The organism is Thermococcus thioreducens, from assembly GCF_002214545.1.
Taxonomy (GTDB): domain Archaea; phylum Methanobacteriota_B; class Thermococci; order Thermococcales; family Thermococcaceae; genus Thermococcus; species Thermococcus thioreducens.
The window spans coordinates 759,299-781,392 of record NZ_CP015105.1 but is presented as its reverse complement, the minus strand read 5'-3'; the positions used below and the strand labels follow the sequence as shown (position 1 = coordinate 781,392).

Annotated in this window: 20 protein-coding genes; 9 read left to right on the top strand and 11 right to left on the bottom strand. The window is 53.2% G+C overall.

All coding sequences use genetic code 11. From position 1 onward, the window contains the following. Positions 1–106: 106 nt before the first annotated feature. Positions 107–1,333, bottom strand: coding sequence for a hydroxymethylglutaryl-CoA reductase (NADPH) (hmgA, locus tag A3L14_RS04260; protein ID WP_055430235.1), 1,227 nt, complete (start codon positions 1,331–1,333; stop codon positions 107–109). Positions 1,334–1,350: 17 nt separating this feature from the next. Next, complete coding sequence (locus A3L14_RS04255; protein WP_055430234.1) at positions 1,351–2,094, bottom strand: MinD/ParA family ATP-binding protein; 744 nt, start codon at positions 2,092–2,094, stop codon at positions 1,351–1,353. Positions 2,095–2,245: 151 nt separating this feature from the next. Here A3L14_RS04255 and tdh point away from each other — a divergent pair, with 151 nt between their 5' ends. The 4 genes from tdh (at position 2,246) to truA (ending at position 7,645) form a co-directional block, all read left to right on the top strand. Beyond that, a complete protein-coding gene (gene tdh / locus A3L14_RS04250) occupies positions 2,246–3,298 on the top strand; it encodes an L-threonine 3-dehydrogenase (protein WP_074631291.1) in 1,053 nt (350 codons plus the stop codon). Positions 3,299–3,369: 71 nt separating this feature from the next. Then, the gene (gene pheS, locus A3L14_RS04245; protein WP_055430233.1) at positions 3,370–4,869 is read left to right on the top strand and encodes a phenylalanine--tRNA ligase subunit alpha; all 1,500 of its coding nucleotides are present in this window, start codon (positions 3,370–3,372) and stop codon (positions 4,867–4,869) included. A 9-nt stretch (positions 4,870–4,878) separates the two neighbouring features. Then, the gene (gene pheT, locus A3L14_RS04240; RefSeq protein ID WP_088886111.1) at positions 4,879–6,585 is read left to right on the top strand and encodes a phenylalanine--tRNA ligase subunit beta; all 1,707 of its coding nucleotides are present in this window, start codon (positions 4,879–4,881) and stop codon (positions 6,583–6,585) included. Between the two features lie 256 nt (positions 6,586–6,841). Next, complete coding sequence (gene truA, locus A3L14_RS04235) at positions 6,842–7,645, top strand: tRNA pseudouridine(38-40) synthase TruA (RefSeq protein ID WP_055430231.1); 804 nt, start codon at positions 6,842–6,844, stop codon at positions 7,643–7,645. On the opposite strand, the gene A3L14_RS04230 is transcribed toward truA, so the two are convergent. Then, positions 7,592–8,986: a DEAD/DEAH box helicase gene (locus A3L14_RS04230; RefSeq protein ID WP_088886149.1), complete on the bottom strand. Its 1,395-nt coding sequence runs from the start codon at positions 8,984–8,986 to the stop codon at positions 7,592–7,594. The two genes, truA and A3L14_RS04230, sit on opposite strands and share 54 nt — an antisense overlap. A gap of 73 nt (positions 8,987–9,059) precedes the next feature. On the opposite strand from A3L14_RS04230, the gene A3L14_RS04225 reads away from it, so the two are divergent. Next, positions 9,060–10,325, top strand: coding sequence for a UbiD family decarboxylase (locus tag A3L14_RS04225; RefSeq protein WP_055430230.1), 1,266 nt, complete (start codon positions 9,060–9,062; stop codon positions 10,323–10,325). A gap of 3 nt (positions 10,326–10,328) precedes the next feature. Here A3L14_RS04225 and A3L14_RS04220 read toward each other — a convergent pair whose 3' ends face one another. From A3L14_RS04220 to A3L14_RS04200, 5 genes are all read right to left on the bottom strand, one after another. Beyond that, positions 10,329–10,916 carry a hypothetical protein gene (locus tag A3L14_RS04220; RefSeq protein WP_055430229.1) on the bottom strand — a complete coding sequence of 196 codons (588 nt, stop codon included), beginning with the start codon at positions 10,914–10,916 and terminating at the stop codon, positions 10,329–10,331. A gap of 93 nt (positions 10,917–11,009) precedes the next feature. Beyond that, a complete protein-coding gene (locus A3L14_RS04215) occupies positions 11,010–11,927 on the bottom strand; it encodes an ABC transporter ATP-binding protein (RefSeq protein WP_055430228.1) in 918 nt (305 codons plus the stop codon). A 5-nt stretch (positions 11,928–11,932) separates the two neighbouring features. After that, a complete protein-coding gene (locus A3L14_RS04210) occupies positions 11,933–12,802 on the bottom strand; it encodes an ABC transporter permease subunit (protein ID WP_055430227.1) in 870 nt (289 codons plus the stop codon). A gap of 231 nt (positions 12,803–13,033) precedes the next feature. Further along, positions 13,034–13,825, bottom strand: a complete 792-nt coding sequence (locus A3L14_RS04205; RefSeq protein WP_055430226.1) for an N-glycosylase/DNA lyase — start codon at positions 13,823–13,825, stop codon at positions 13,034–13,036. A 1-nt stretch (position 13,826) separates the two neighbouring features. Then, positions 13,827–14,798, bottom strand: a complete 972-nt coding sequence (locus A3L14_RS04200; protein WP_055430225.1) for a beta-ribofuranosylaminobenzene 5'-phosphate synthase family protein — start codon at positions 14,796–14,798, stop codon at positions 13,827–13,829. Positions 14,799–14,867: 69 nt separating this feature from the next. Here A3L14_RS04200 and folP point away from each other — a divergent pair, with 69 nt between their 5' ends. Then, a complete protein-coding gene (folP, locus tag A3L14_RS04195; protein WP_055430224.1) occupies positions 14,868–15,686 on the top strand; it encodes a dihydropteroate synthase in 819 nt (272 codons plus the stop codon). On the opposite strand, the gene A3L14_RS04190 is transcribed toward folP, so the two are convergent. Genes A3L14_RS04190 through sppA form a run of 3 tightly spaced genes read right to left on the bottom strand, consistent with a single transcriptional unit; the run spans position 15,664 to position 18,144 of the window. Beyond that, on the bottom strand, positions 15,664–16,659 hold the full coding sequence (locus A3L14_RS04190) for an AI-2E family transporter (RefSeq protein ID WP_055430223.1): 996 nt from the start codon (positions 16,657–16,659) through the stop codon (positions 15,664–15,666). The genes folP and A3L14_RS04190 overlap by 23 nt on opposite strands. Then, positions 16,649–17,131, bottom strand: a complete 483-nt coding sequence (locus A3L14_RS04185; RefSeq protein ID WP_055430222.1) for a PH1570 family protein — start codon at positions 17,129–17,131, stop codon at positions 16,649–16,651. Before A3L14_RS04185 ends, A3L14_RS04190 begins: the two co-directional genes overlap by 11 nt. 5 nt (positions 17,132–17,136) lie before the next feature. Further along, on the bottom strand, positions 17,137–18,144 hold the full coding sequence (sppA, locus tag A3L14_RS04180) for a signal peptide peptidase SppA (protein WP_055430221.1): 1,008 nt from the start codon (positions 18,142–18,144) through the stop codon (positions 17,137–17,139). Between the two features lie 94 nt (positions 18,145–18,238). Between sppA and A3L14_RS04175 the strand changes: the two genes are divergently transcribed. The 3 genes from A3L14_RS04175 (at position 18,239) to A3L14_RS04165 (ending at position 21,999) form a co-directional block, all read left to right on the top strand. Beyond that, positions 18,239–19,045 carry a sugar phosphate isomerase/epimerase family protein gene (locus A3L14_RS04175; protein WP_055430220.1) on the top strand — a complete coding sequence of 269 codons (807 nt, stop codon included), beginning with the start codon at positions 18,239–18,241 and terminating at the stop codon, positions 19,043–19,045. 96 nt (positions 19,046–19,141) lie between these two features. After that, positions 19,142–19,732 (top strand): hypothetical protein, encoded by a 591-nt coding sequence (locus A3L14_RS04170; protein ID WP_088886110.1) that lies wholly within the window; start codon positions 19,142–19,144, stop codon positions 19,730–19,732. Further along, positions 19,681–21,999 carry a hypothetical protein gene (locus tag A3L14_RS04165; protein WP_157726976.1) on the top strand — a complete coding sequence of 773 codons (2,319 nt, stop codon included), beginning with the start codon at positions 19,681–19,683 and terminating at the stop codon, positions 21,997–21,999. The genes A3L14_RS04170 and A3L14_RS04165 overlap by 52 nt, the downstream gene beginning before the upstream one ends. Positions 22,000–22,094: the final 95 nt, after the last annotated feature.

Here is a 22,094-nt window from a genome sequence, read left to right as displayed (position 1 = left end):
TCGCCCCCCCAGAGGACATTCACTCTTATTATTAAGATCGACAGTATTTAAACTTTTCTACTTTTTCTGTAAAATTAAGCACGTACAGGGATAAAAAGAACGAGGCTTAACGCCCCAGCTCCGCATGTGCCTTCGCCAGGTGCTTTGCTGCTATCGCCGCCAGAAGTGAAAGCTCCCCTGCAAGAACGGCACCAGCGATTATCTCCGCGAACTTCTTGGCGTTCGTTCCCGGCGGATCTCCGCCGCCGGCGACGCCCATTATACTCAACGCTTCCCTCTGGGTTGGAACCCTCGTTCCTCCACCGACCGTTCCAATCTCAAGGCTCGGCATGGTGACGCTGATGTAGAGGTCGCCCTCGGGGGTGACCTCTGCAAGGGTTATGCCGTGCGAGCCCTCGGTAATCTGGGCCTCGTCCTGGCCGGTTGCGAGGAATATTGCACCAACTATGTTGGCAAAGTGGGCGTTGAAGCCGTAGGAACCGGCCTGAGCCGAACCGACGAGGTTCTTGCGGTAGTTGACCTCGGCTATGAGCTCCGGCGTCGTCTTCAGCTTCTTCTCCACAATCTCCCTCGGGATTACGGCCTCGGCTATGACGGTCTTTCCTCTTCCATTGATGAAGTTCATGGCGTTGGGCTTTTTGTCGACGCAGAGGTTGCCCGAGAGGGCGAGGTACCTCACGTCCGGAAAGTGCTCCTCGATGACCTTCATGATCTCCTCACTCGATATCGTCACCATGTTCATGCCCATGGCATCGCCAGTTTCGAACTCGAAGCGGAGGTAGAGGTTGTTGCCGACAATGTAGGGCTTAACGTCCCTAAGCTTCCCGTGACTGGTGACCTTGCTCACGGCCTTCTCCTGGAGGTAGTCAATGTTGGCCTTGACCCATTCGGCGACTTCCCTGGCGCGCCTCGCGTCGGGGCACTTGAGGAGAGGTGCACGGGTCATCTTGTCGCCAATTATGGTCGTCTTGACGCCCCCTGCGGCGGTCAAAGCGGAACAGCCCCTGTTTACTGAGGCAACGAGTGCGCCCTCGGTGGTTGCGAGCGGTATGTAGAACTCGCCCTTAGCGTACTCGCCGTTGATTTTAAGCGGTCCAGCGACGCCCATCGGTATCTGGACGACGCCTATCATGTTCTCGATGTTCTTGCCTATCAACCTGTTGGGGTCGATGGAGTAGTGGCCGATGTTCTCAAGGCTGACGCCGAGCTTCTTTTCAAGTGCCTTTCTCCTTATTTCAGTGGCGAGTCTCTTATCGCCGTCCGTGTACTTTTCGACCTGGTGGAGCTTTATCTCTCCGCTGGCTACCTTATCCACAAGCTCTTCCACGTTCATAACAACACCTCCAGAAATCAGCTGAATATCCATTCCTCAAGTATCTCCCCCGTTTCGCGAAGGGCTATCGCCGCATCGCTTTCAGGGAGGTATCTGACTATGGGAACCCCCCTGTTTATGGACTCAGGAACGTTATAATCGAAGGGAACCCATCCAATAACTGGAACGTCCAGGTCGCTCTCCACTGCGTTCACTATTTTCTCAACGACGTCGGCAGATTCCCTCACCTTGTTCAGTATAACTCCAATGTTTAGGTTGTACCTCTCGCCCAGAACCTTCAGCTTCTCAATCTCGTTTTTCACCATGGTCTCGAAAGAATATATCGGCGAACGCTCGATTTCAACAACAATCAGCTGGTAGTTGGCGACCTCAAACGTCGGGAGGGTGTCAAATGGTATACCCGTGGGAGAGTCCACAAATACGGCGCCAAACTTGTATTTGACCCTCTCCAGTATGTCGACGAGCCTCTTGGGCGAGATGCCGAGAACATCTTGAAGCTGGGTGCTCCCGGGCATGACATGAACTCCGGTCTGAGGGTGCTTGTATATCGCCCACTCCGGATCGATGTCCGGATTTCTCAGAAGGGAGTGGAGGGTGTACTTTACGGTGTCGAGAGCAAAGTGAAAGCCAAGATTCGGGAGGTAAAGATCACCATCAACCGCCAGAACACGGTACTCCCTCATCGCGAGATACGTACTGAGGTTTGCGGTCATTGTGGTCTTTCCCGCACCGCCCCTCCCCGTCACCACTATCAGCGCCATCGTTAAACCCCCTTACCACGTAGAAATACTCAAAAGAGGATATAAGGTTTCCGATGGGCATTGGAAACATCCCCCACCGTATCTATGGCCGCAAAAGGTTTATATCGTCCCCCATTCAGATTTTCATTGTAAGGTTAAGGAGATGATTGCCATGGCCGAGAAGATGCCCGCCATTGTAAAAACCAAGCCCGCTTACGGCGCTGAACTCGTTGAAGTCGATGTCCCAAAGCCCGGACCGGGGGAGGTTCTCATCAAGGTTCTCGCGACGAGCATCTGCGGGACTGACCTCCATATTTACGAGTGGAACGAGTGGGCCCAGAGCAGGATCAAGACCCCCCAGATTATGGGGCACGAGGTCGCCGGCGAGGTAGTTGAGGTCGGCCCGGGTGTCGACACCCTTGAGGTCGGAGATTACATAAGCGTTGAGACCCACATCGTCTGCGGTAAGTGCTACGCCTGCAGGCACAACCGCTATCACGTCTGTCAGAACACAAAGATATTCGGCGTCGACATGGACGGTGTTTTTGCTGAGTACGCGATAGTCCCAGCCCAGAACGCCTGGAAGAACCCCAAGGGCATGCCGCCGGAGTACGCCACCCTTCAAGAGCCCCTCGGCAACGCAGTTGATACTGTTCTCGCAGGCCCGATAGCGGGAATGAGCACCCTCATAACCGGTGCCGGGCCACTTGGATTGCTCGGCATAGCGGTCGCCAAAGCGGCGGGTGCTTACCCTGTTATCGTAAGCGAACCGAGTGAGTTCAGGAGGAAGCTGGCCAAGAAAGTTGGAGCCGACTACGTGGTCAACCCCTTCGAGGAAGACCCGGTTAAGTTCGTGATGGACGTGACCGATGGGGCTGGTGTGGAGGTTTTCCTTGAGTTCAGCGGGGCGCCAAAGGCCCTTGAGCAGGGATTGGCGGCAACAACTCCCGGAGGAAGGGTTTCTCTGCTTGGACTCTTCCCGCGCGACGTCACCTTTGACATGAACAACCTCGTAATATTCAAGGCCCTTGAGGTTCACGGCATAACGGGCAGGCACCTCTGGGAGACCTGGTACACCGTCTCAAGCCTAATCCAGAGCGGCAAGCTCAACCTCGACCCGATAATCACCCACAAATACAAGGGCTTTGACGACTTCGAGGAAGCCTTCGAACTGATGAGGGCAGGCAAGACCGGAAAGGTCGTCTTCTTCCCTCACAGGGGCTGATTGATTTCTTCTTCTCTTCCACCGCAATTTTTAAGTAATTCCCCTCAAACTCAACCCAAGGAGGTGACCCTATGGAGCTAAGCTATCAGGAAAAACTTACTCTCATAAAGCTCAACGAGGTTAAGAAGGTCAAATTTGAAGATCTCGTCGGGAGAACCGGCCTTGATCAGGTAGCCGTTATGCGTTCCCTCCTTGGACTTCAGAGCAGGGGGCTGGCGAGGCTTCAGGAAAAGAGCGAGAGAATAGCGAAGCTGACCGAAACCGGGAGAAAGTATGCCCAGATTGGTCTTCCCGAGTGGCGGGCACTCGCGGTTCTGAAAGAGAGAGGGAAGATAACCCTGGACGACCTCAGGAGCGTCCTCAGTGAAGACGAGCTGAAGCCCATAGTCGGGCTTCTAAGAAAGGAAGGCTGGGCATCTGTGGGGAAAGAGGACGGAAAGCTCGTTCTTGAAATCACCGAAAAGGGAATGAACGCGAAGGAAAGGCCGATTGACCTGGCCCTCAAGCTCCTTGCCGAGAGGAAAGCTGTCCCTCTGAGCGAGATTGAAAAACTTGTCCCGGCCAAGGAACTCAAGAGAAGAAAGATAGCCGTGGAAGACACTGTAACAGAAAGGCTCGTTGAGATAACGCCCGCGGGAGAGGAACTAGCCCCAAACATCGAGCTGAAGGAGGAGGTCTCCACCCTAACCCCAGAGCTGATAAAGTCCGGTAAGTGGAGGGAAGTTGAGTTCAAGCGCTTCAACATCCATGCCCCCGTCAGGAAACTGCACCCCGGCAAGAAGCAGCCGTATAGGGCATTCCTGGACAAACTGAGGAGAAGGTTAATCGAGATGGGTTTCATAGAGATGACCGTTGACAGCCTTATCGAGACCCAGTTCTGGAACTTCGATGCACTCTTCCAGCCCCAGAACCACCCGGCGAGGGACTGGACAGACACGTATCAGCTCAAATACCCAAAGAGCGGCCACCTGCCGGCGGAGGAGCTCGTCGCCAGGGTTAAGGCCGCCCACGAGCACGGTCTGGCGGGTTCAAGGGGCTGGGGCTATGTCTGGTCCCCTAAGAGGGCCATGCTCCTCATGCCGCGTGCCCACGGAACCGCACTGGATGCAAGGCAGCTCGCCAAAGGGGTGGAGATTCCCGGAAAATACTTCACGATACAGCGCGTTTTCCGTCCAGATGTCCTCGACAGGACGCACCTCATCGAGTTCAACCAGATCGACGGCTTCGTCGTCGGGGAAGACCTGACCTTCAGGCACCTGCTCGGAATACTAAAGCGCTTTGCTGTGGAGATAGCTGGGGCCAAGAAGGTCAAGTTCCTGCCTGACTACTATCCTTTCACAGAGCCGAGCGTCCAGATGAGCGCCTACCACCCCGAGCTCGGCTGGGTGGAGTTCGGCGGTGCCGGAATCTTCCGCGAGGAGATGACAAAGGCTCTTGGAGTTGACGTTCCAGTTATAGCGTGGGGGATAGGAATAGACAGACTTGCCATGTTCAAGCTCGGGATAGACGACATCCGCTACCTGTTCAGCTACGACCTGCGCTGGCTGAGGGAGGCAAGGCTCGTCTGGTGAGGTGATAATATGCCGAAGTTTGACGTTTCCAAGGCTGATCTTGAGAGGCTGGTCGGGAAGGAGTTCAGCGTTGAGGAGTGGGAGGACCTCTTCCTCTACGCCAAATGCGAGCTGGACGACGTCTGGGAGGAGAACGGTGAGATATACTTCAAGGCCGACTCCAAAGATACAAACAGGCCAGACCTTTGGAGCGCAGAGGGCATAGCGAGGCAGATCAGGTTTGCCCTCGGCCTGGAGAAAGGCCTGCCGAAATATGAAGTCGAAAAGAGCGACGTTACGGTTTACGTCGACGAGAAGCTGAAGGAAATCCGTCCCTACGGTGTCTACGCCATTGTTGAAGGACTGAGCCTCGACGAGGAGGCACTCAAGCAGATGATCAACCTCCAGGAGAAGGTCGCCCTGACCTTCGGGAGGAGGAGAAGAGAGGTAGCGATAGGCATCTTCGACTTCGACAGGGTGAAGCCGCCGATATACTACCGCGCCGCAGAGAAGACTGAAAAGTTCGTCCCGCTGGGCTTCGATGAGGAGCTGACGCTGGAAGAAATCCTTGAGAGGCACGAGAAGGGCAGGGAGTACGGCCACCTCATAAGGGACAAGCCCTACTACCCGCTCCTCGTTGACAGCGAGGGCAAAGTCCTTTCAATGCCCCCGATTATAAACTCCGAGATAACCGGAAGGGTAACCACCGAGACTAAGAACGTCTTCGTTGACGTGACTGGCTGGGATTTGGACAAGATAATGCTCGCCCTTAACGTCGTCGTTACGGCTTTAGCGGAGCGCGGGGGCAGGATAAAAAGCGTCAAAGTGGTCTACCCTGACTTTGAGATTGAGACCCCTGACCTCACCCCGAAGGAGTTCGAGGTCGAGCTGGACTACATCAAAAGGCTCACCGGACTGGAGCTGGGTGACGAGGACATCAAGAACCTCCTGGAGCGCATGATGTACCAAGTCGAACTGACCGATGGTAAGGCAAAGCTCCTCTATCCAGCCTTCCGCGACGACATAATGCACGCGCGGGACGTCCTTGAGGATGTCCTAATTGCCTACGGCTACAACGAGATAGAACCTGAGGAGCCTGAGCTGGCAGTGCAGGGCAGGGGAGACAAGTTCGTCGAGTTCGAGGACGCGGTCAGGGAGCTGATGGTGGGCTTCGGCCTGCAGGAGGTCATGACCTTCAACCTCACCAACAGGGAGGCCCAGTACGGGAAGATGCGTATCGAGGCCGGCCGGGACTACTCAATGCCCCCGCCGGGGGAGCTCGTTGAGATAGAGAACCCGATAAGTCCCAAGTGGTCGGCCCTCAGGGTATGGCTTACCCCCAGTCTGCTGGATTTCCTGGCCCAGAACACCCACGAGGAGTACCCGCAGAGAATCTTTGAGGTTGGAAAGGTCACCCTGATCGACGAGAGCAGGGAAACAAAAACCGTGAGCGAGAGCAAGCTGGCTGTGGCCCTTGCTCACCCGCGCGTAACATTTACAGAGGCCAAGGAGATACTCGAAAGCGTTATGCGCCACCTCGGCTTTGAATACGTGCTGGAGGAAATTGAACACCCGAGCTTCATAGAGGGCAGGGTCGGAAGAATAGTGGTGGACGGGAAGGTGATAGGGATAATCGGGGAAATCCACCCGGCGGTCCTAGAGAACTGGGGAATAGAAATGCCCGTGGCGGCCTTTGAACTGTTTTTGAGGCCGCTCTACAGGGAGCCCTATCTCTAGTCCCTCTTTTCTATGCTATTTTGGATTAGGATGCACATTATTTCAAAGTTCGTTAGGTTCGTCAATATCTCCGCGTCCCATATCATTTCCATGCCTCTTCACCCCCGGGTTTAGTTAATTTTCGCTATTTATCAATCTTTCTCCCCAATGATTGGACTGGTTCCAAAATTATAATTTATGTTTGTAAATTATTTTGTCGATGTATCAATGCTGATAATGGGAAAGGCATTTATACCCTCCCCCAGATTCAACAACCATGCGGATGGCTCTGAGAATAGCGTATGACGGAACGGCGTTCTACGGCTTCCAGAGGCAACCCGACGTAAGGACGGTCGAAGGGGAACTGCTGAGGGTTCTCGAAAAGCTAAGGATCATCGAAGACGCATGGGGCTCGGACTTCAAGGGCGCATCCCGAACGGACAGGGGTGTCTCCGCGTTTTTCAACGTTGTGGCCTTCGACATTGATAGCAGACCGGACCTCGTTCGGGGCGAGGTTCTCAACCACCACCTAAAGGACGCATGGGTTCTTGGCGTTGCTGAGGTGCCCGAGGATTTCCACCCGCGTTTTTGGGCAAAGTCAAAGACCTACAGGTACTATCTCGTCGATGAGGGCTTTGATGAGAACCCCATGAAGGAATGCGCCTCAATCTTCGTGGGAAGGCACGACTTTTCAGCCTTTTCAAAGCTGGAACCAGGAAAAGATCCCGTGAGGGAGATCACCAGGATCGAAATCACCGAGAGGCCGGGCTACTATGTCATCGAAATAGAAGGAAAGAGCTTCCTCTGGGAGATGGCGAGAAGAATAGTCAACGCCATCAGATTCTGCGGTCTCGGCCTCATGGAACCGGAAGATGTTGAGAGGATGCTCGCGGGGGACTACAGAAAAAAGGTGCCTCCAGCAGCTCCAGAAGGCCTAATCCTCTGGCACATAGAATATGAGGGGATAAGCTTCCGCATGGACGAAAGGGGGCTTAAAAAAGCGAAACGTGACATCTTTGAACGCTACTCACGGGTGCTGACGAGGGCGGCCCTTTTTGGGGACGTTCTCCTCAAGCTTTGAAGCCATTTCTCTGTCATAGTCCCTGCCGTAATACTGCTTGAGGGCCTTCTGCCTCTCAATGAAGTGTGTGAAGAGCAGGGGATCATCGTCCTGGATGTCAACAATGACAGCCTTCATTCCCCTCTTTGGCCTCAGGGCACGGCCTATCGTCTGTATCGTCATTATGTCGCTCTTGCCGCCGCCGGCTAGGATTATCGCGGATATCTCAGGTATATCAACACCCTCTTTGAGGAGCGTGGAGACGAGCACCGGTATGCTGCCCTCCTTAAAGCCTTCAAGGATGCCCCATCTGTCGGGACTCTGAGAGCTTAGAAACTCAGCCTTTATCCCCTCCTTTTCGAGCATCTCCCTCAGGATTTTGCCGTGCTCTATGCGTTTGACGTCTATGAGAACGCGGTGGCCTTTTCTGGCCAGCTCGGCGGCTTTTTGCACTATTGCCCTGTTCCTCTCTTCATTGTTCATTATCATGTCCTCGTAAAGCTCCTTGTAGCGCTCGCTGAACGAGGGCATCTTTGACTCGTAGGTTATTATTTCGAAACGGGGCCTTGCGAGAAACTTCTCCTTTATCAGGTCTTCGGCTTTGACCTCGAATATGGTAGGACCGACGACGGCTTCAATCTTTATCTCCTCACCGCGAACGCGCCGCCATGGTGTCGCCGATAGTCCGAAGCGGTAAACCTGGGGGAGGCTGAGACCCAGCCTGTAGAACTTCTCAGCGGCGGAAGTCCTGTGGCATTCGTCGAACATCACTATAGCGTACTCGTTCTGGAGCTTATCCGCCCCCCTGGAGAGGAGGGTCTGTATCATGGCAACCGTTACGGCCCTCTCCTCCCACCTGTTGTCCCCAACTATTCCCGGCTCAATGCCCAGAACTTCCGTAACCTTCTCCGCCCACTGGTAGAGGAGCTCTTTGGTGTGAACTACTATCAGCGCGGAAAGGTCAAGCTCGTGGATTATGCGCAGACCCACCACAGTCTTTCCACTTCCCACCGGAAGGGAAAGAACACCCATCTTTTCTTTCAGAGCCTTTTTTATCGCCCTCTCCTGATATCTGCGCATGAGGTAGTTCTCGTTCCACGTGGAGTTGAGCCTTACACCCCCAACCTGTCGCTCGTCCCTGACCCTCACCCGATAGCCCTTAGAATTGAGGAACTTCTTAACCCTCGGAAGGACACCCACTGGAAACGTCCGCTCATAGGGGTCGTAGAGGCTCTCGGGCTTCTCCCACTTCCCGAAGTCCTTCTTGTAGCTCAGTAGCTCGTATATCTTGAAGTAAACCTGAGGATCAGCCTTCTCAACTTTCACCAGTGCCGAACCATCCGGAATCCGAAGGACTACCATAGGCATGGCCAATCACCGGGAGTTTGGAAAAAGGCTTTATAGACCTTTTGGAACACCCATCTAAGGTGGTGAAATGCTGAGGGAAATCATCGGCCGTTTTGAGGATACCATCATCGTAGAAGAGCCCGTGAGCAAAGAGCTTGAGGTGACCAAGTATCTCGTGAAGTACCGCGACAGACCGGTTCTCTTCAGAAACGTGGACGGCTGGAGCTTGGCAGGGAACATCTGGAGCACCAGAGAGAGGATAGCGGGTTACCTCGGGACTGAAAAGGAGAAACTTCTGCACTTTATAGCGAGTGCCATGGAAAATCCGGAACCCTGCAGGACGGTTGAGAGTGCACCATTCATGGCAAACTCCACCGCGGACTTTTCTCTCCGCGAGCTCCCTGTTCCAAAGTACTATCCCCGGGATGGGGGCCAGTACTTCACCTCCTCCATGGTCATAGCCAGGGACGAGGAAGGCTTTGTCAACATGTCTTTCCACAGGATGATGGTCATTGACGATAAAAGAGCCGCCATAAGGCTCGTTCCGAGACACCTGTACGCCATGTGGAAGGAGAAGGCAGAGATGGGAGAGGAACTGGACGTCAGGATAGTCGTGGGGAATCCGATACACCTCCTTCTGGCTGGAGCGACGAGCGTCGCCTACGGGACGAGCGAGCTTGAAATAGCATCCGCGATGAGCAGAATGGCCTTTGGAAAGCCCCTCGATGTTTTTGACCTTGGTGGAATCCCCGTCCCAGTCGAGACGGAGTTCGTCTTCGAGGCGAAGATACTCCCCGAGCTGACCGACGAGGGGCCGTTCGTTGACATAACCGGAACCTACGACCACGTGAGAAAACAGCCTGTGGTGGTCTTTGAACGCATGCACCACGTGGACGAGCCGGTCTTTCATGCCCTCCTTCCGGGAGGCTACGAACACTATATGCTGATGGGACTTCCCAAGGAGCCGCAGATCTACGCGAGTGTTAAGAGGGTCGTGCCCAGAGTTCACGGTGTAAGGCTGACCGAGGGCGGTGCGATGTGGCTCCATGCCGTTGTCAGCATAACCAAACAGCATGATGGAGACGGGAAGAACGCAATACTGGCCGCCTTCGCTGGCCATCCAAGCCTGAAGCACGTCGTTGTCGTTGATGGAGATATCAACATTTACGACGACCGCGAAGTGGAGTGGGCGATAGCGACGCGCTTCCAGGCGGACAGGGACCTTGTGATTATTCCCAACGCCCGCGGCAGTTCCCTCGACCCTTCGGCTGAGAAGAGCCTAACCGCAAAATGGGGCATCGATGCAACCAAACCGCTGGAGAGGAAAGAAGACTTCGAGAGGGCGGAGGTTTAATTTTTATCCCTTTACTCCTGCAGTTTCCCCCAGTCTAAATTCCAGCCTATCGAGAATTCTAACCTTTTCTATCAGATACCAGAGGGCCAGAAAGCTAACCCCCGTGGAGAGGAATGGGTTTAAGAGATAGAGCGGCGTTAGCAGGGCAAAGACGACATAGCCCATGAAAAACGCGGAGAGTGTGTATGCGACCTTCCCAGTTCCCAGCCTGTATGCCGCATAGATGCCCGCAAGGGCTATGGGTATCTCCCACGGAACGAGGATGAACTTTCCCCAGAGGTGCCAACCAAGTCTTGGAAAACCGTACCAGACGCCGTCAGGGAAGAATGGAATGCCCCCGGTAAATGTATCTGCCAGCAGATGAAGTCCGTTTCCAATGACACCCAATGGACCAAATGGAAGGACGTAGAGGAACGAAACCCACCCATGGTTGAAGAAAGTCCTTGTGAAGTCTCCCGTGGCGAGCGGCATCTGGATGAAGCTGTAATCGGGGGCGGAGTTCGCCACAACGAATACCGCCAGGAGCTTTTTGTTCCAGCCCCTCCAAGCGCCTATCATATAAGCAACGAAAATGTGCATGGGAAGGAGCATGAGACTCACCTTTAGGCAATCCGAAATTCAGTCGAACGGCCTAAAAAGATTTTGGTTCGAATTCTGAATAATGTGTGAAAAACAAGAAAGGATTCACTCAACCATCTTAAGGAATATCTCCTCAAGGCTCGGAGCCTTTATCTGCATTGTAAGCACCTTGGCTCCCTGAGCAGCGACGAAGTCATGGATCTGCTCTCTGATGTCCTCCGGCGCCACTATGCGGTACTTCTTCTCACCGAGCGGCGTGACCTTCCACTCGACGCCGGTGAAGTTGATGGGGATGTTAGTTTCAAGGACTATGGTGTATCCAGCCTTCCTGAGGAACTCCCTCTTGATGCTGTCAAGCTTGTCCTCCACGCGGAGCTTGCCCTTAACTATGACCCCGACAGTGTCGCATATCTCCTCGACGTGGGCCAGTATGTGGCTTGAGAAGAAAACTGTCTTTCCGGCCTTCCTCTGCTCTTTGATGATGTCCTTGAACTCGGCTATTCCCGTCGGATCAAGGCCCGTCATCGGCTCGTCCAGAATGAGAAGCTCCGGGTCGTTGATGAGCGCCTGGGCAAGGAGGAGCCTCTGGCGCATCCCCTTTGAAAACTTGCCGACCTTTCTATCCCTGTCCTCCCACAGGTTGACCAGCTCAAGGAGCTCCCTGATGCGATTCTCCCTCTCTGACTTTGGAATCCCGAAGGAGTCAGCGATTATCTCAAGGGTCTGAACGGGTGTAAGAAACTCCCAGAGGGTAGCGTGCTCCGGCATGTAGCCTATGCGCCTCTTGGCCTCAACGAGGTTTCCCTCATTGAACCTGCCGTTGGCGAAGACCTCAAGGTCAAAGAGCTGAATCCTCCCTTCCTGGGGGAATATAAGGCCCAGTGTGCTGAGTATCGTTGTACTCTTCCCGGCCCCATTCGGCCCAAGGAAGCCGTATACCTGGCCGGACCTGACTTCAAGGTTAAGACCATCGAGGGCACGAACGTCCTTGTAAACCTTAACGAGATTTTCAATCCTTATCATCGTCATCACCTCAGATCCATGCGGAGGAAGCGGTAGAAGCCAATTCCCAGGTAGACTATCGTGAGCCCCACGAGTATCCCGAAGTTAGTGAGGTTGTTTCTGATGGCATACGCCATGCCGCGATACTCAGCGGCGACATTGGAGAAGCCTCCGGGAGTTCCCGTCAGTGTCCCTACATCCCTCGTTATGATACCCACCTGAGACGTCGGAACATAGAACAGATACTTCGTGGTGTACTCCTTCTGGAGCTGCATCATATCCTGGTTGGGATTGTTTATGGTGTCCCTGATGACCAGATAACCCACAATGTTGGGCATTATGAGGAACATCACGAAGGCGAGCACAAGGGCCGCTCCAAGGGCAGAGCTGGAAGACCTAATGAGCGTGGAAAGGATGTAGCCCAGAGCAACGAGCTGAATCATCGCCAGAAGGAGCAGCATGTTGAGCAGCAGAACGTCAACGACGAGCTGACCGCTCAGGGGTGCTCCGAGATAGACCACTCCGAGCACGCCGACGAGGGTCGATATCAGGAGCGCCATGAGCAGAACGGCCGAGTGTGCTAGGAACTTGCCACCGATGTAGCTGAGGCGCTTTATCGGCTTACTCATGGCAACCCGCAACGTTCCCTTCTCTATCTCGCTGTTTATTGCCGTGGCACCTATCAAAAGGGCAAGAATCCCTATGAAGAAGCCGGCCATCCCTGTAACGAACTGTATCAGGAAAGTCATTGCTCCCTCAACGGTGAGATCCTCAACCCCCGAGCGCTTCATGATATAGAAGACCGGAATGTAGAGAAGTATCATAATCCCCAGTATTACCCAGAGCTTTTTCGTCCGAAGGCTCTGCTTAAACTCAAGCTGAAATCCCCAAAGCATAGGCATACCCCCTTATTGCGATATTGGAGTGAACACCATCACTCGAACTACAACTAACACAAGGAGTATAAAAATTTTGTCCATTGAGTTGGAGCGGCGAGGCCTCCACTCCGTTGCCAAGCAAAGCCCTATGGGCAGTTATAATGAACCTCATACCTTTCACCCCGATGCATCGAACTTCGAGGTATTGTTGACATCAAGATATTTAAGTCTTTTGGGTTCAGACCTGGCTCAAAGCGAGGCCAGCTTCAAAACATCCTCCCATTCCGGGCAGTGCTTCTTTAACCGCCTGAGGACTTCCCCGTTCCCTCCCAGAACCGGCCAGAGTATCGAGTCTATGTGGAGCGGCGGGATTCCTGTTTGCTCTGCAATTCTGCCCCAGAAGCTCACGGGGGGTTCGTTCGTAAACCTCTTCGTGTAGGCGTTTATCCTGACGTCGTCGGGTATCTCAATGGCCATCGGGTAGGGGACAAACTCACCGAAGACAATTCTCCCCGCGTAGCCGAACATCTTGACCGCGAAAACCACCGTCTTGGCGCTCCTCTTCGAGTTCAGGGCACTGGCCAGGTCGTCCCTGAGACCGGCCATTCTCCAGAAGTAATACCCTTTGAGGGCAGGTAGGCCGAGGGATTCGAGGAAGGGCTCCAGCTTCTCCAGCCGCCTCACCTTTCCTTCAACGAGGCGCCTGTTGGTTCTCGAACCGGGGAGGAACTCGGCGTAGGCATCGGCGATGCTCCCTTTCGGGGGATTCTCCGAGAAATAACGTGAGAACTCCCACCACCACTGCTCTCCCTTGGCTGAGAGCTGGTAGCTGACTATGGAGTTTGCTATGACCAGCTTGATGAAGAGCTCGTTGTCTCCCAGATTGTCGTGGAGATTTTTGAGGGCATCGAACTGGAGGTCAACCTTTTCCTCAATGGTCTTTGCGCAGTCGAGCCCAAGGCCGCTGAGAATTCTTACAAGCTCCCGGATTTTCTCATCGTCGGATTTGTACTTCACCCTGATGAAGCGGTCAAGGGTCACCTCACTCACCCGCCACGTTTCGTATCAGCCTTTCGATAAAGGCGCTCTCTCCTATTATCTCCGCTCCGGTGTTGTTCGGAAGACCGAGCTCGACCTTCGCCTTTATCCCGTGCTCACGCAGGAAGTCATGTGCCTCTGCCCTGAGTCCCCCAAACTCCCCCCTTCTGATCAGGCCGTAAACCGTTGGCCCCCAGGAGCTCTGGCCACAGCCGTAGGTTTTTTCCGCCAGGAAGTCGAGTATAAGCTTAACGTCCTCCCGGAACTCACCGCCCTGGTACGGCTCAAAGTGCTTTCCAACGAGCCTCTGTATCGCGGAGAGATGTTCGCCAAAGGTTCTCACGTCCCTCTCCTTGAGGGCCGGCAGGAGACCGAGCAGTATTCTGTGGCTTATCTCCATCGCCACGTCCACCCTGCCGACGACCCCGGCCATAACGGGCTTTTCCTCCTCTTCATCGAGTCCGGGCTTGAGTTCAGGAATAACCAGGAGAAAAGCCCAATCCTTCGGGAATTCCTCGCGGAATATCAGGGGCGGAATGCCGTTCCTAACGCCGCCGTCTATGACGAACCCGCCGTAGGCAAAGGAATAGACCCCAGCGCCCCCGTTCCTCCCCCTACCAAGAACCCTCGCCAGCTCCTCAATTGGGACGTTTAAGTTGTTAAGTCTCGCTATGGCAGTACCGACCGCCAGGCTGAGCTGGGTGGTGGAGCCTAAGCCAACGTGCCGGGGAATGGCTTTCCTGACCTCGACGATGTAGTTGACCCCGGTTTCGTAGGCAGAGTTCATCCTCTTTATGGCGAACTCGATGGTTTCCCTGTCCTCCCCCTCGGCGGCTATCTCCATGGCCTCGCCCTCGACGATTCTGACCTCATAGCCGTCCTCCAGGGCAACACCGAGGCTTCCAAAGCGCCTCCCCAAGGTGGCAGATGGATCAATGAGACCGAGATGAAGCCTCCTCGGAGTGCGGATTATCATGAACACCACCAGAACTGGAAGGGCAAAAGTCCTTTTATACCCAGCGGCTATTTTTAGGCGGTGAATACCATGAAGTTCGCCGGAGTTGACCTGAGCGAGCCGAGGATAATGGGCGTCATCAACGTCTCCCCCGAGAGCTTCTACAAGGGGAGCGTCAGGGACAATGAAGATAGGCTGATTGAGACCGCTGTAAAGATGGCTGAGGAGGGTGCATCCTTCATCGACATCGGCGCCAAATCGACGGCCCCTTATCTTGAGACCCAGATTCCTCTGGAGGAGGAAATCAGGAGGGCGGTCTGGGCGGTTAAGACCATCCGCGGCCACGTCGATGTTCCGATAAGCATAGACACAACCAGCGCGAGGGTCGCAGAGGAGGCCCTCAAAGCCGGAGCAGACGTCATAAACGACGTTACCGGCCTGAAGGGAGACCCGAAGATGGCAGAGGTCGCGGCTGAATACAGCGTCCCCGTGATAGTCTGCGCCCACGGCGAGGTTAGAAACCTCAGCGACCCTGTTCACACAGTGGTGGACTTCCTTCAGGAGAGCCTTGTAATAGCCGAAAAGCACGGGGTTGACGAGGTAGCCATAGACCCGGCGATAGGCTTCCTCCGCCCGGAATGGCCGCCCTGGTATGAGTGGGACTCAAAGGTCATAGCCAACCTCGATATTTTCAAAATCTTCGGAAGGCCGATCCTCGTCGGGATATCGAGAAAATCGTTCATCGGAGCCATAACTGGCAGAAAAGACCCTGCGGAGAGACTTCCTGGAAGCTTGGCGGCGACAGCAATAGCTGTCCTCAAAGGGGCCCACATCGTCAGAACCCACGACGTTAAGGAGACCCTGGACGCGGTCAAGGTCGCCCACTTCATTCGGCGCTTTTCACCTTGACCTCTTTCCATTCTTCCACCAGCGTTGCCAGTAGCGAAAGTGCCACGGGGCCGATTATGATGCCCACGAATCCAAAGGCAAGATAACCGCCAAAGATTCCAACGAGTGATATGAGGGCGTTGACACCCTTCTCCCTCGTCCCCAGCCTGGGCCTCAGGAGTACATCTGGGAGGGGCGAAATGAAGACGATTCCGTAGAGGACAAAGACAACGGCGCCGGCAACGTTGCCGCCCTTGAGCATGTAAACCGCTCCGGCGAGCCAGACAACCCAGCCCCCGAAAACGGGGAGGAGCTCAAAGATTACGGTGAAGATTCCGGCGGCTATGGCTCCGCCGGGTTCGGCCAGTCCGAAGAGTACAAAACCACCGGCGGTAAATACACCTTTGATGATGCTGATAGCCAGCCAGCCGCGGAGGAGGCCGTGAAGTGTCTCGCCAGCCTTTTCAAGGAGTTTTATCGCCAGCTCTCTGTTCTCCGGGGGGAGGAGCGAATAAACTTCCCGTCTGATGGTCCTGGCGTTTATGAGCATGCCGTAGAAGGCGAAGACCATTACTATCGCCTGAAGGGAAAGCTTGGGCAGGGAATACGTGTAGCCGAGAACGTATTCCTCAAAGCGTTTCGGAATGTCCTCAGCGAGTTTCTGAAGGAGTTCATAGACGGCATCTGGGAGGTTCCATGTGAGGAGCCACTCAAAGAAGGCGTTGATGTAGTACGCGAGGGAGCTTTTAACGTCGTTTATCCAAAGGGCAAAGCCGATTATGAAGAGAAACGTGACAACGGTAAGGATTGCAGTAATGGTAAACGCTGAGACCCTGTTGCCCGTTCTCTCCGCCAGCCTCTCATGGAGGGGATAAAGGATGTAGGCGAGAGTCACCGCAAGGATTATTGGAGAAAGGATGGGGCTAACCGTCTCCCATACGAGGTAGAGAACTATGAGCGAAACCGCTATCCATATCCCCGCCTCAAGCTCCATCGAGCATCCCCAGATACTTCAGTATCAGCTCCCGCGCGCTCGGCTTGTTGAAGACTATGAGTGTCTTTCTGCCCTCGTCAAGGATGAAGTTCTTTCCTAGTGCTAATAAACCTTTCTTGAGCTTGTGAATCTCCGCCTTCTCGAAGTCTATGCCCTCCCTGACTTCTCCGGGCGCTCCGGTCTCCTCTAGGGCTTTCTCAAGCCTGTTGAGGACGCTCCGGTTGAGGAACTTTATGGGGTTCGGCCTGAACTCCTCAGCAACCACCTCACTCCCGTCCATGTGGATTCCCCAGAACTCCTTGGCGCACTCGAAGGGGTAGACGTAGTCCTCCCCATAGTCGGGGAGGTACAGCTCCCGGATTACTGCAAGGAGAAGCCTTCTGGCGTCGTTTCCGTAGAACTCCACCTCAAGGTGGAACTTTCCATCGGCGAAGCCGTTCTCAAACACCTCAAGCTTCTCCTCGCAGAGCATGCCGATCACCCCGTTTTTATGTAGGCGTTAACGTATCTAGGATCGAGGAGAAGGGCGGTGCTCCCGAATATGCCGAAGTCGGAGGGAGTGGAACCTTTGTAGATGACTATCCTCGGTTTGGTGACGTTGAGCATCTTCTCAAGTACGCTGACGGCGTAGTCCAGGTCGCCGGTCTCGTCAACCAAACTGCCGGTAACGTTCATAGCAAACCATGTCCTTCCGGTCGCGTATTCCTTCGTCTCGTTGATGCTCATGCCCCTACCGCTGCTCACCGCTTGAAGGAAGCCCTGGAAATAAGTGTCGACCATCTCGGTTATCATGGCCCTCTCCTCGTCGGTGAGGCCGCGCCATTCCGCACCCATGTCCTTGTAGGGCCCGGTCTTGAAGACCTCGACCTTTATTCCGTTTGACTCGTAGTTCTGCTGGAGGTTGTAGTGGACGTAGATGACGCCGATGCTCCCGACTTCCGCCAGGGGGTCCGCTATTATCTTCTCCGCCCCTGCGGCTATGTAGTAACCGCCGGAAGCGGCTATGCCCCCAGTGTATGCAACAACCGGCTTCACAAAGTTAAGCTTCCGGACAGTGGAATATATCTCCCTCACGGGCCCAACGTAGCCGCCGGGACTCTCTATCCACAGAACAACCCCAGCTATGGAATCGTTTTTGGCGATTTCCCTAAGAGTGGGAATGACGCTGAGGGCCGTGTAGTCGTCAATGAGGCCAAAGATGGGGACTATGGCTATCGTGGCGTTGCCCCCGGGCAGGTTCTGCCCTCTGAGCTGGGCCTTCAGAAAATCAATCTGTCTCTGGAGGTCGTCTATCTGGAGCTGGTAAGCCGTTGAATTACAGGTCACATTTGAGGATCCTTGGACTATTACCGTGGTCGTCACGTTTTCAGGCTTATAACTCCTCAGCTCGGAATTCTGCATGTAGAGCAGGACGACGGCTACGCTCGACGCTGCGAGAAGGAGTATGAGAACGGCAGCAATGTACTTCCAGATGTTTTCTCTCATTCACTCACCCACCTATATCTCCCACCGAAACTTTTAAACCCTGCCCCTCGGTAAGCTTTTATATCCGGCACCCAACTCTTCCCTAGGTGGTAGCATGGAGATAGGCGTAACGATTTACCCGCACTTCGTCACCAAGGACAAAACCCTGGCATCGGTCTTGGCAGACGTCAAAATAAAGAACTATGATTTTGTCTCAATATTCCCGCACACACTCGGGCTTATCATGAACGGCGTTGTTATTGAGAAGAAGCTTAAGACCATCGAGACGACGCTCCGCGGCGTCGGCATTGACTACATAATCAGGATGCCGACGTCAGTAAACCTCCGCGACCACATCTATTACACCAGGCACTTCCGCGTTGCGAGGGCAATAGCGGACGTTGCCATAAAGCTCGGTGCAAAGGTCATTGTAATGCAGAGCGGCAGGACGGGGAGGCTTGACCTTGAGATAGAGGCGATCCAACAGCTCGCTGACATGGTGGCGCCGTTCAACATAAAGATAGCCCTTGAGAACACCTTCAGCGTCAAGGACACGCTCTACGTCGTTGACAACGTTGAGAGGGAGAACGTAGGCTTTGCCCTCGACGTGGCTCATGCGTTCCTCAGCGCTCAGGGTGATGGGGACAAGCTTCTCGAAGATGTGAAGCTTGGAACTGACAAGACGGTAATACTCATGATACACGACAACTTCGGAAAGCTCTTCCCGCAGGTCGAGCCGGAAGATGCCCTCGCCTACGGTGTCGGCGACCTTCACCTCCTGCCAGGAGAGGGCGGCATACCCTTCGGAAAGGTTCTCAAGCTCTTCGGAGACGTTCCTCTCCTCCTCAAAGTTAAGGATCCGGAGAAGTTCGCGAAGGTTCCAACGAAGCAGGGGTTAATAGAGCTGCTGACGAGTTTGTGATTTTCCGTTTTTTGCTTACGTTTTTAAGTAGTATGCTAAATTTGAATAGAAAAAGTATTTAAACCCACACTTGTTACTTTTTAGGGTGATTTAGAAGTGAAGCGTTGGGGTGGAATATGGCTAATATTCCTGATCGTTGGAATGAGCCTGAGCACGGCCTTCTCCAGCAGTCAGGTAATAGCGGCAAGCAGTGACCCCTACCAAGAATTCTGGGATATTCTAAACAGGGAGGCGGAACTTGTGGTTGGCATTGAAAACGGCAATCTCAGTCTTGCTCCAGAGTTGATTCAAAACTCCCGCCTCGGTGCTGAGAATGCAGCCAACATTTCAGCCTTAATCTGGCAGGCTTTGGAAGAGTTGAAAGCCTCTGGAGTCAAAACTTATTACACTGCGGAAGAACTCCGCGAAATGGCTCAGAACATTAGCGAGAACGGTCTGCCACAGGAGACTGTTGATGCTCTAAAAGCTCAAGGCTGGACTGATGCTCAAATTCGGGCTTTGGAAGAGTACATTGTTCAGAACGGGGCAAACATTACAGAAGACTTCAACATGACGGCCTTCCTTGAAGAATTCTCCATGGCTTTTATTAGCGTGGCCTTCAAATACAACCATTACGAAGCCTGGGCGCTGGAGAAATGGAAGTGGACCCACCCGCTGAAGCTCCAACTGGGAACAAAGGGGAGATAATAAACCCAGCACTCAGTGGAGACTGGGTTATACTGTACTTGAGGTACTCACAGAAGGACTACCAGGGGATGGATCCTGCGGCGGAAACACTGAAAGAGTCAATGTACAGGCTAATAATGGGCACCGGCGGAAGTGTTAACCTGCTTTCCTATGAGCGAACCACTTCCCTGTCCCAGCTCCCTGGCAGTGTGGATTCTGTCAAGTGGTCCAAAAACGGCGGCCTGCTTTTTACTGTAACGGCCAGGAGGATGACTACGAGCGAAGTCATAACTGAGAAGAAAACCTATTACTGGCCAAATGCACTTAGAGCGTACGAATTGATCAGCAATGTTATCGCACTCGTAAAAGCAAGGAACTATGGGAACAACAACGCCAAGATCGACTCTATACTCAACCAAAAGATTGCGGAGCTTAAGGATGCTCTGAAAGTTATCGAAGTTTCCAGTGAGGTCACGAAGACCCCCATACTTCTCCTAAAGTCCACTTCGGGAACCGCTACGACATCCAGTATTACAGGTGGTGGAGAGGTGATAGTGAGTGGAGTCCCGGTGGATGAGAGTGTGCTCGTTGAGGCGCTCGATACTCAAAACGATTCCGGTACGCTCGTGATAACTGATGTTTCAGTTGTTGTTGACAAGAACGTTCCTAGCAGTGTTGAGTACCACGTTGAAGTCTCCTTCAAGGCCGAAGACAACGCGGTGAACAACATCAGAATCAAGGTCAAGGACTACACAGCCAGAGATTCTGACTCTGGAACGGTCTCATTCCTCAACGCGGGGGAGAGTTATACGTGGAAGAGCAGCAGGTTCACTTATACTCACTCATCCGGCGGAGAACTCAATCTCAGTGGAGAAGTGGAGATAACTTACACTCCCTCCTGTGGGGCTGTTCCACTCTTACAGGAGAGCCCAGAAGCTTCTTCAACCTCTCCAAGCTGTGGGGACAGGACTATCACAAAGGATTATTCTGCAACTGCTAATTTGACTTCTCCAGTTGACTGGAGTAAGGTGAACGTCCGGGTGGAGGCTTCAAGGACGAGCATCACTGAGGGTGAGAGTGTCACGTACAGGGTTATCGTGGAGAACAACCAGAATGTGGAGCTCGATGGTGTGGAGTACTCGGTGACGATTCCGTTTTCGCCCACGAATTCGAGAACGTACTCTGGAAAGGTTGACGTTCAGCCGAATGGAGAATTGGTTATTTTGGAGAAGACCGTGACTTACACTGATGCCAGCACTTACACAACTCATGCTTCAATTTACTGGAACGGGCACTCAAAGAGCGCTGAAACGAGCGTTACCGTGATTTCGGACCAGAATGATCAGAAGTCCATAAACGGTGCCTTTAGTTTTTCTCCTTCAGTAGTGTACATAGGCGATACTGTAACATTCCATTATGTGATAACCACCTCGAAGGGGCAATTGTCTGACCCAACAGTAACTCTTGAACTTGACAATGGTCAGAAAATAGTTGAAAAGACGTATTATGGGGTGACGATAAGTCCTGACAGTCACCTTGAAGATCGCACAACTTACGTGTTCAATAAAGCCGGCACGTATAGAATAACATTGAAAGTCAATGGTCTTCCCATATATTCAAAGACCATTGAAGTAAAAACTCCCCCTGAGCTGGCCTTAAGTCTTGAATGCCCTAACGAGCCAGTGTTACTCGGAGAGACTGTGATATGCAACATTATAGTAAAAAAGAATGTCTTGCCATCTGACGTACCCTACGCGATAACAGCCAAGACACTTGACGATGACAAGGACACTTCAAGGATAATCAGCACTAATATCATCAAGGACATTATTCCGGCAAGATTTACTGGCAAAATAGCAGAGGTGTTTGTTCCGCTCGATGAGAGAATGGCTGAGGCTCTTGGGCTTAACGACGTAAGGGATTTGACTCCCAGAATCAACACATGGGTGTGTGAAAATGGATACTGCCACTACACGCTTGAAAGGGTTGATACCCCACATTACCTAAAACTGAAAATAAGGCTGAACTCGGGTGAGTACATGAGCCTTGAAGGCGTAATCACGGCAAGATACACAGGAAGCAAATACTGGAACGAAGATGCGAACAAAGGTATAGGAACTGCTTCTACAATGATAACACTGCCTATTGCAGTTAGTTGGAAGCCAGCATGGTTTCTCGTTTCGGTTGGTTCAGCAAATTCCAATTTCAGTGACCTAGTCGAAAAGGTATCCTTTTTGAAAGATTTTATTGACTTTACAAAAAATGCTTATAAGTCGATATGGGGGTGAGTAGATGGGGATAGTTGATTCAATTTTTTTCGTTTTTCCACTGGTTGCTTTGATAATTAGTTTTTACTGGAGAACACTTAAAAAGCTGAAAAACC

Excerpts from the sequence above, each read along its gene's own strand:
- truA (WP_055430231.1), top strand. The coding sequence starts at position 6,842 with ATGCGGATGGCTCTGAGAATAGCGTATGACGGAACGGCGTTCTACGGC.
- A3L14_RS04185 (WP_055430222.1), bottom strand. The coding sequence starts at position 17,131 with ATGCTCTGCGAGGAGAAGCTTGAGGTGTTTGAGAACGGCTTCGCCGAT.
- pheS (WP_055430233.1), top strand. The coding sequence starts at position 3,370 with ATGGAGCTAAGCTATCAGGAAAAACTTACTCTCATAAAGCTCAACGAG.
- A3L14_RS04225 (WP_055430230.1), top strand. The coding sequence starts at position 9,060 with ATGCTGAGGGAAATCATCGGCCGTTTTGAGGATACCATCATCGTAGAA.
- A3L14_RS04200 (WP_055430225.1), bottom strand. The coding sequence starts at position 14,798 with ATGATAATCCGCACTCCGAGGAGGCTTCATCTCGGTCTCATTGATCCA.
- A3L14_RS04230 (WP_088886149.1), bottom strand. The coding sequence starts at position 8,986 with ATGGTAGTCCTTCGGATTCCGGATGGTTCGGCACTGGTGAAAGTTGAG.
- sppA (WP_055430221.1), bottom strand. The coding sequence starts at position 18,144 with ATGAGAGAAAACATCTGGAAGTACATTGCTGCCGTTCTCATACTCCTT.
- A3L14_RS04210 (WP_055430227.1), bottom strand. The coding sequence starts at position 12,802 with ATGCTTTGGGGATTTCAGCTTGAGTTTAAGCAGAGCCTTCGGACGAAA.
- folP (WP_055430224.1), top strand. The coding sequence starts at position 14,868 with ATGAAGTTCGCCGGAGTTGACCTGAGCGAGCCGAGGATAATGGGCGTC.
- tdh (WP_074631291.1), top strand. The coding sequence starts at position 2,246 with ATGGCCGAGAAGATGCCCGCCATTGTAAAAACCAAGCCCGCTTACGGC.
- A3L14_RS04190 (WP_055430223.1), bottom strand. The coding sequence starts at position 16,659 with ATGGAGCTTGAGGCGGGGATATGGATAGCGGTTTCGCTCATAGTTCTC.
- pheT (WP_088886111.1), top strand. The coding sequence starts at position 4,879 with ATGCCGAAGTTTGACGTTTCCAAGGCTGATCTTGAGAGGCTGGTCGGG.
- A3L14_RS04215 (WP_055430228.1), bottom strand. The coding sequence starts at position 11,927 with ATGATAAGGATTGAAAATCTCGTTAAGGTTTACAAGGACGTTCGTGCC.
- A3L14_RS04255 (WP_055430234.1), bottom strand. The coding sequence starts at position 2,094 with ATGGCGCTGATAGTGGTGACGGGGAGGGGCGGTGCGGGAAAGACCACA.
- A3L14_RS04175 (WP_055430220.1), top strand. The coding sequence starts at position 18,239 with ATGGAGATAGGCGTAACGATTTACCCGCACTTCGTCACCAAGGACAAA.
- hmgA (WP_055430235.1), bottom strand. The coding sequence starts at position 1,333 with ATGAACGTGGAAGAGCTTGTGGATAAGGTAGCCAGCGGAGAGATAAAG.
- A3L14_RS04165 (WP_157726976.1), top strand. The coding sequence starts at position 19,681 with ATGGAAGTGGACCCACCCGCTGAAGCTCCAACTGGGAACAAAGGGGAG.
- A3L14_RS04220 (WP_055430229.1), bottom strand. The coding sequence starts at position 10,916 with ATGCTCCTTCCCATGCACATTTTCGTTGCTTATATGATAGGCGCTTGG.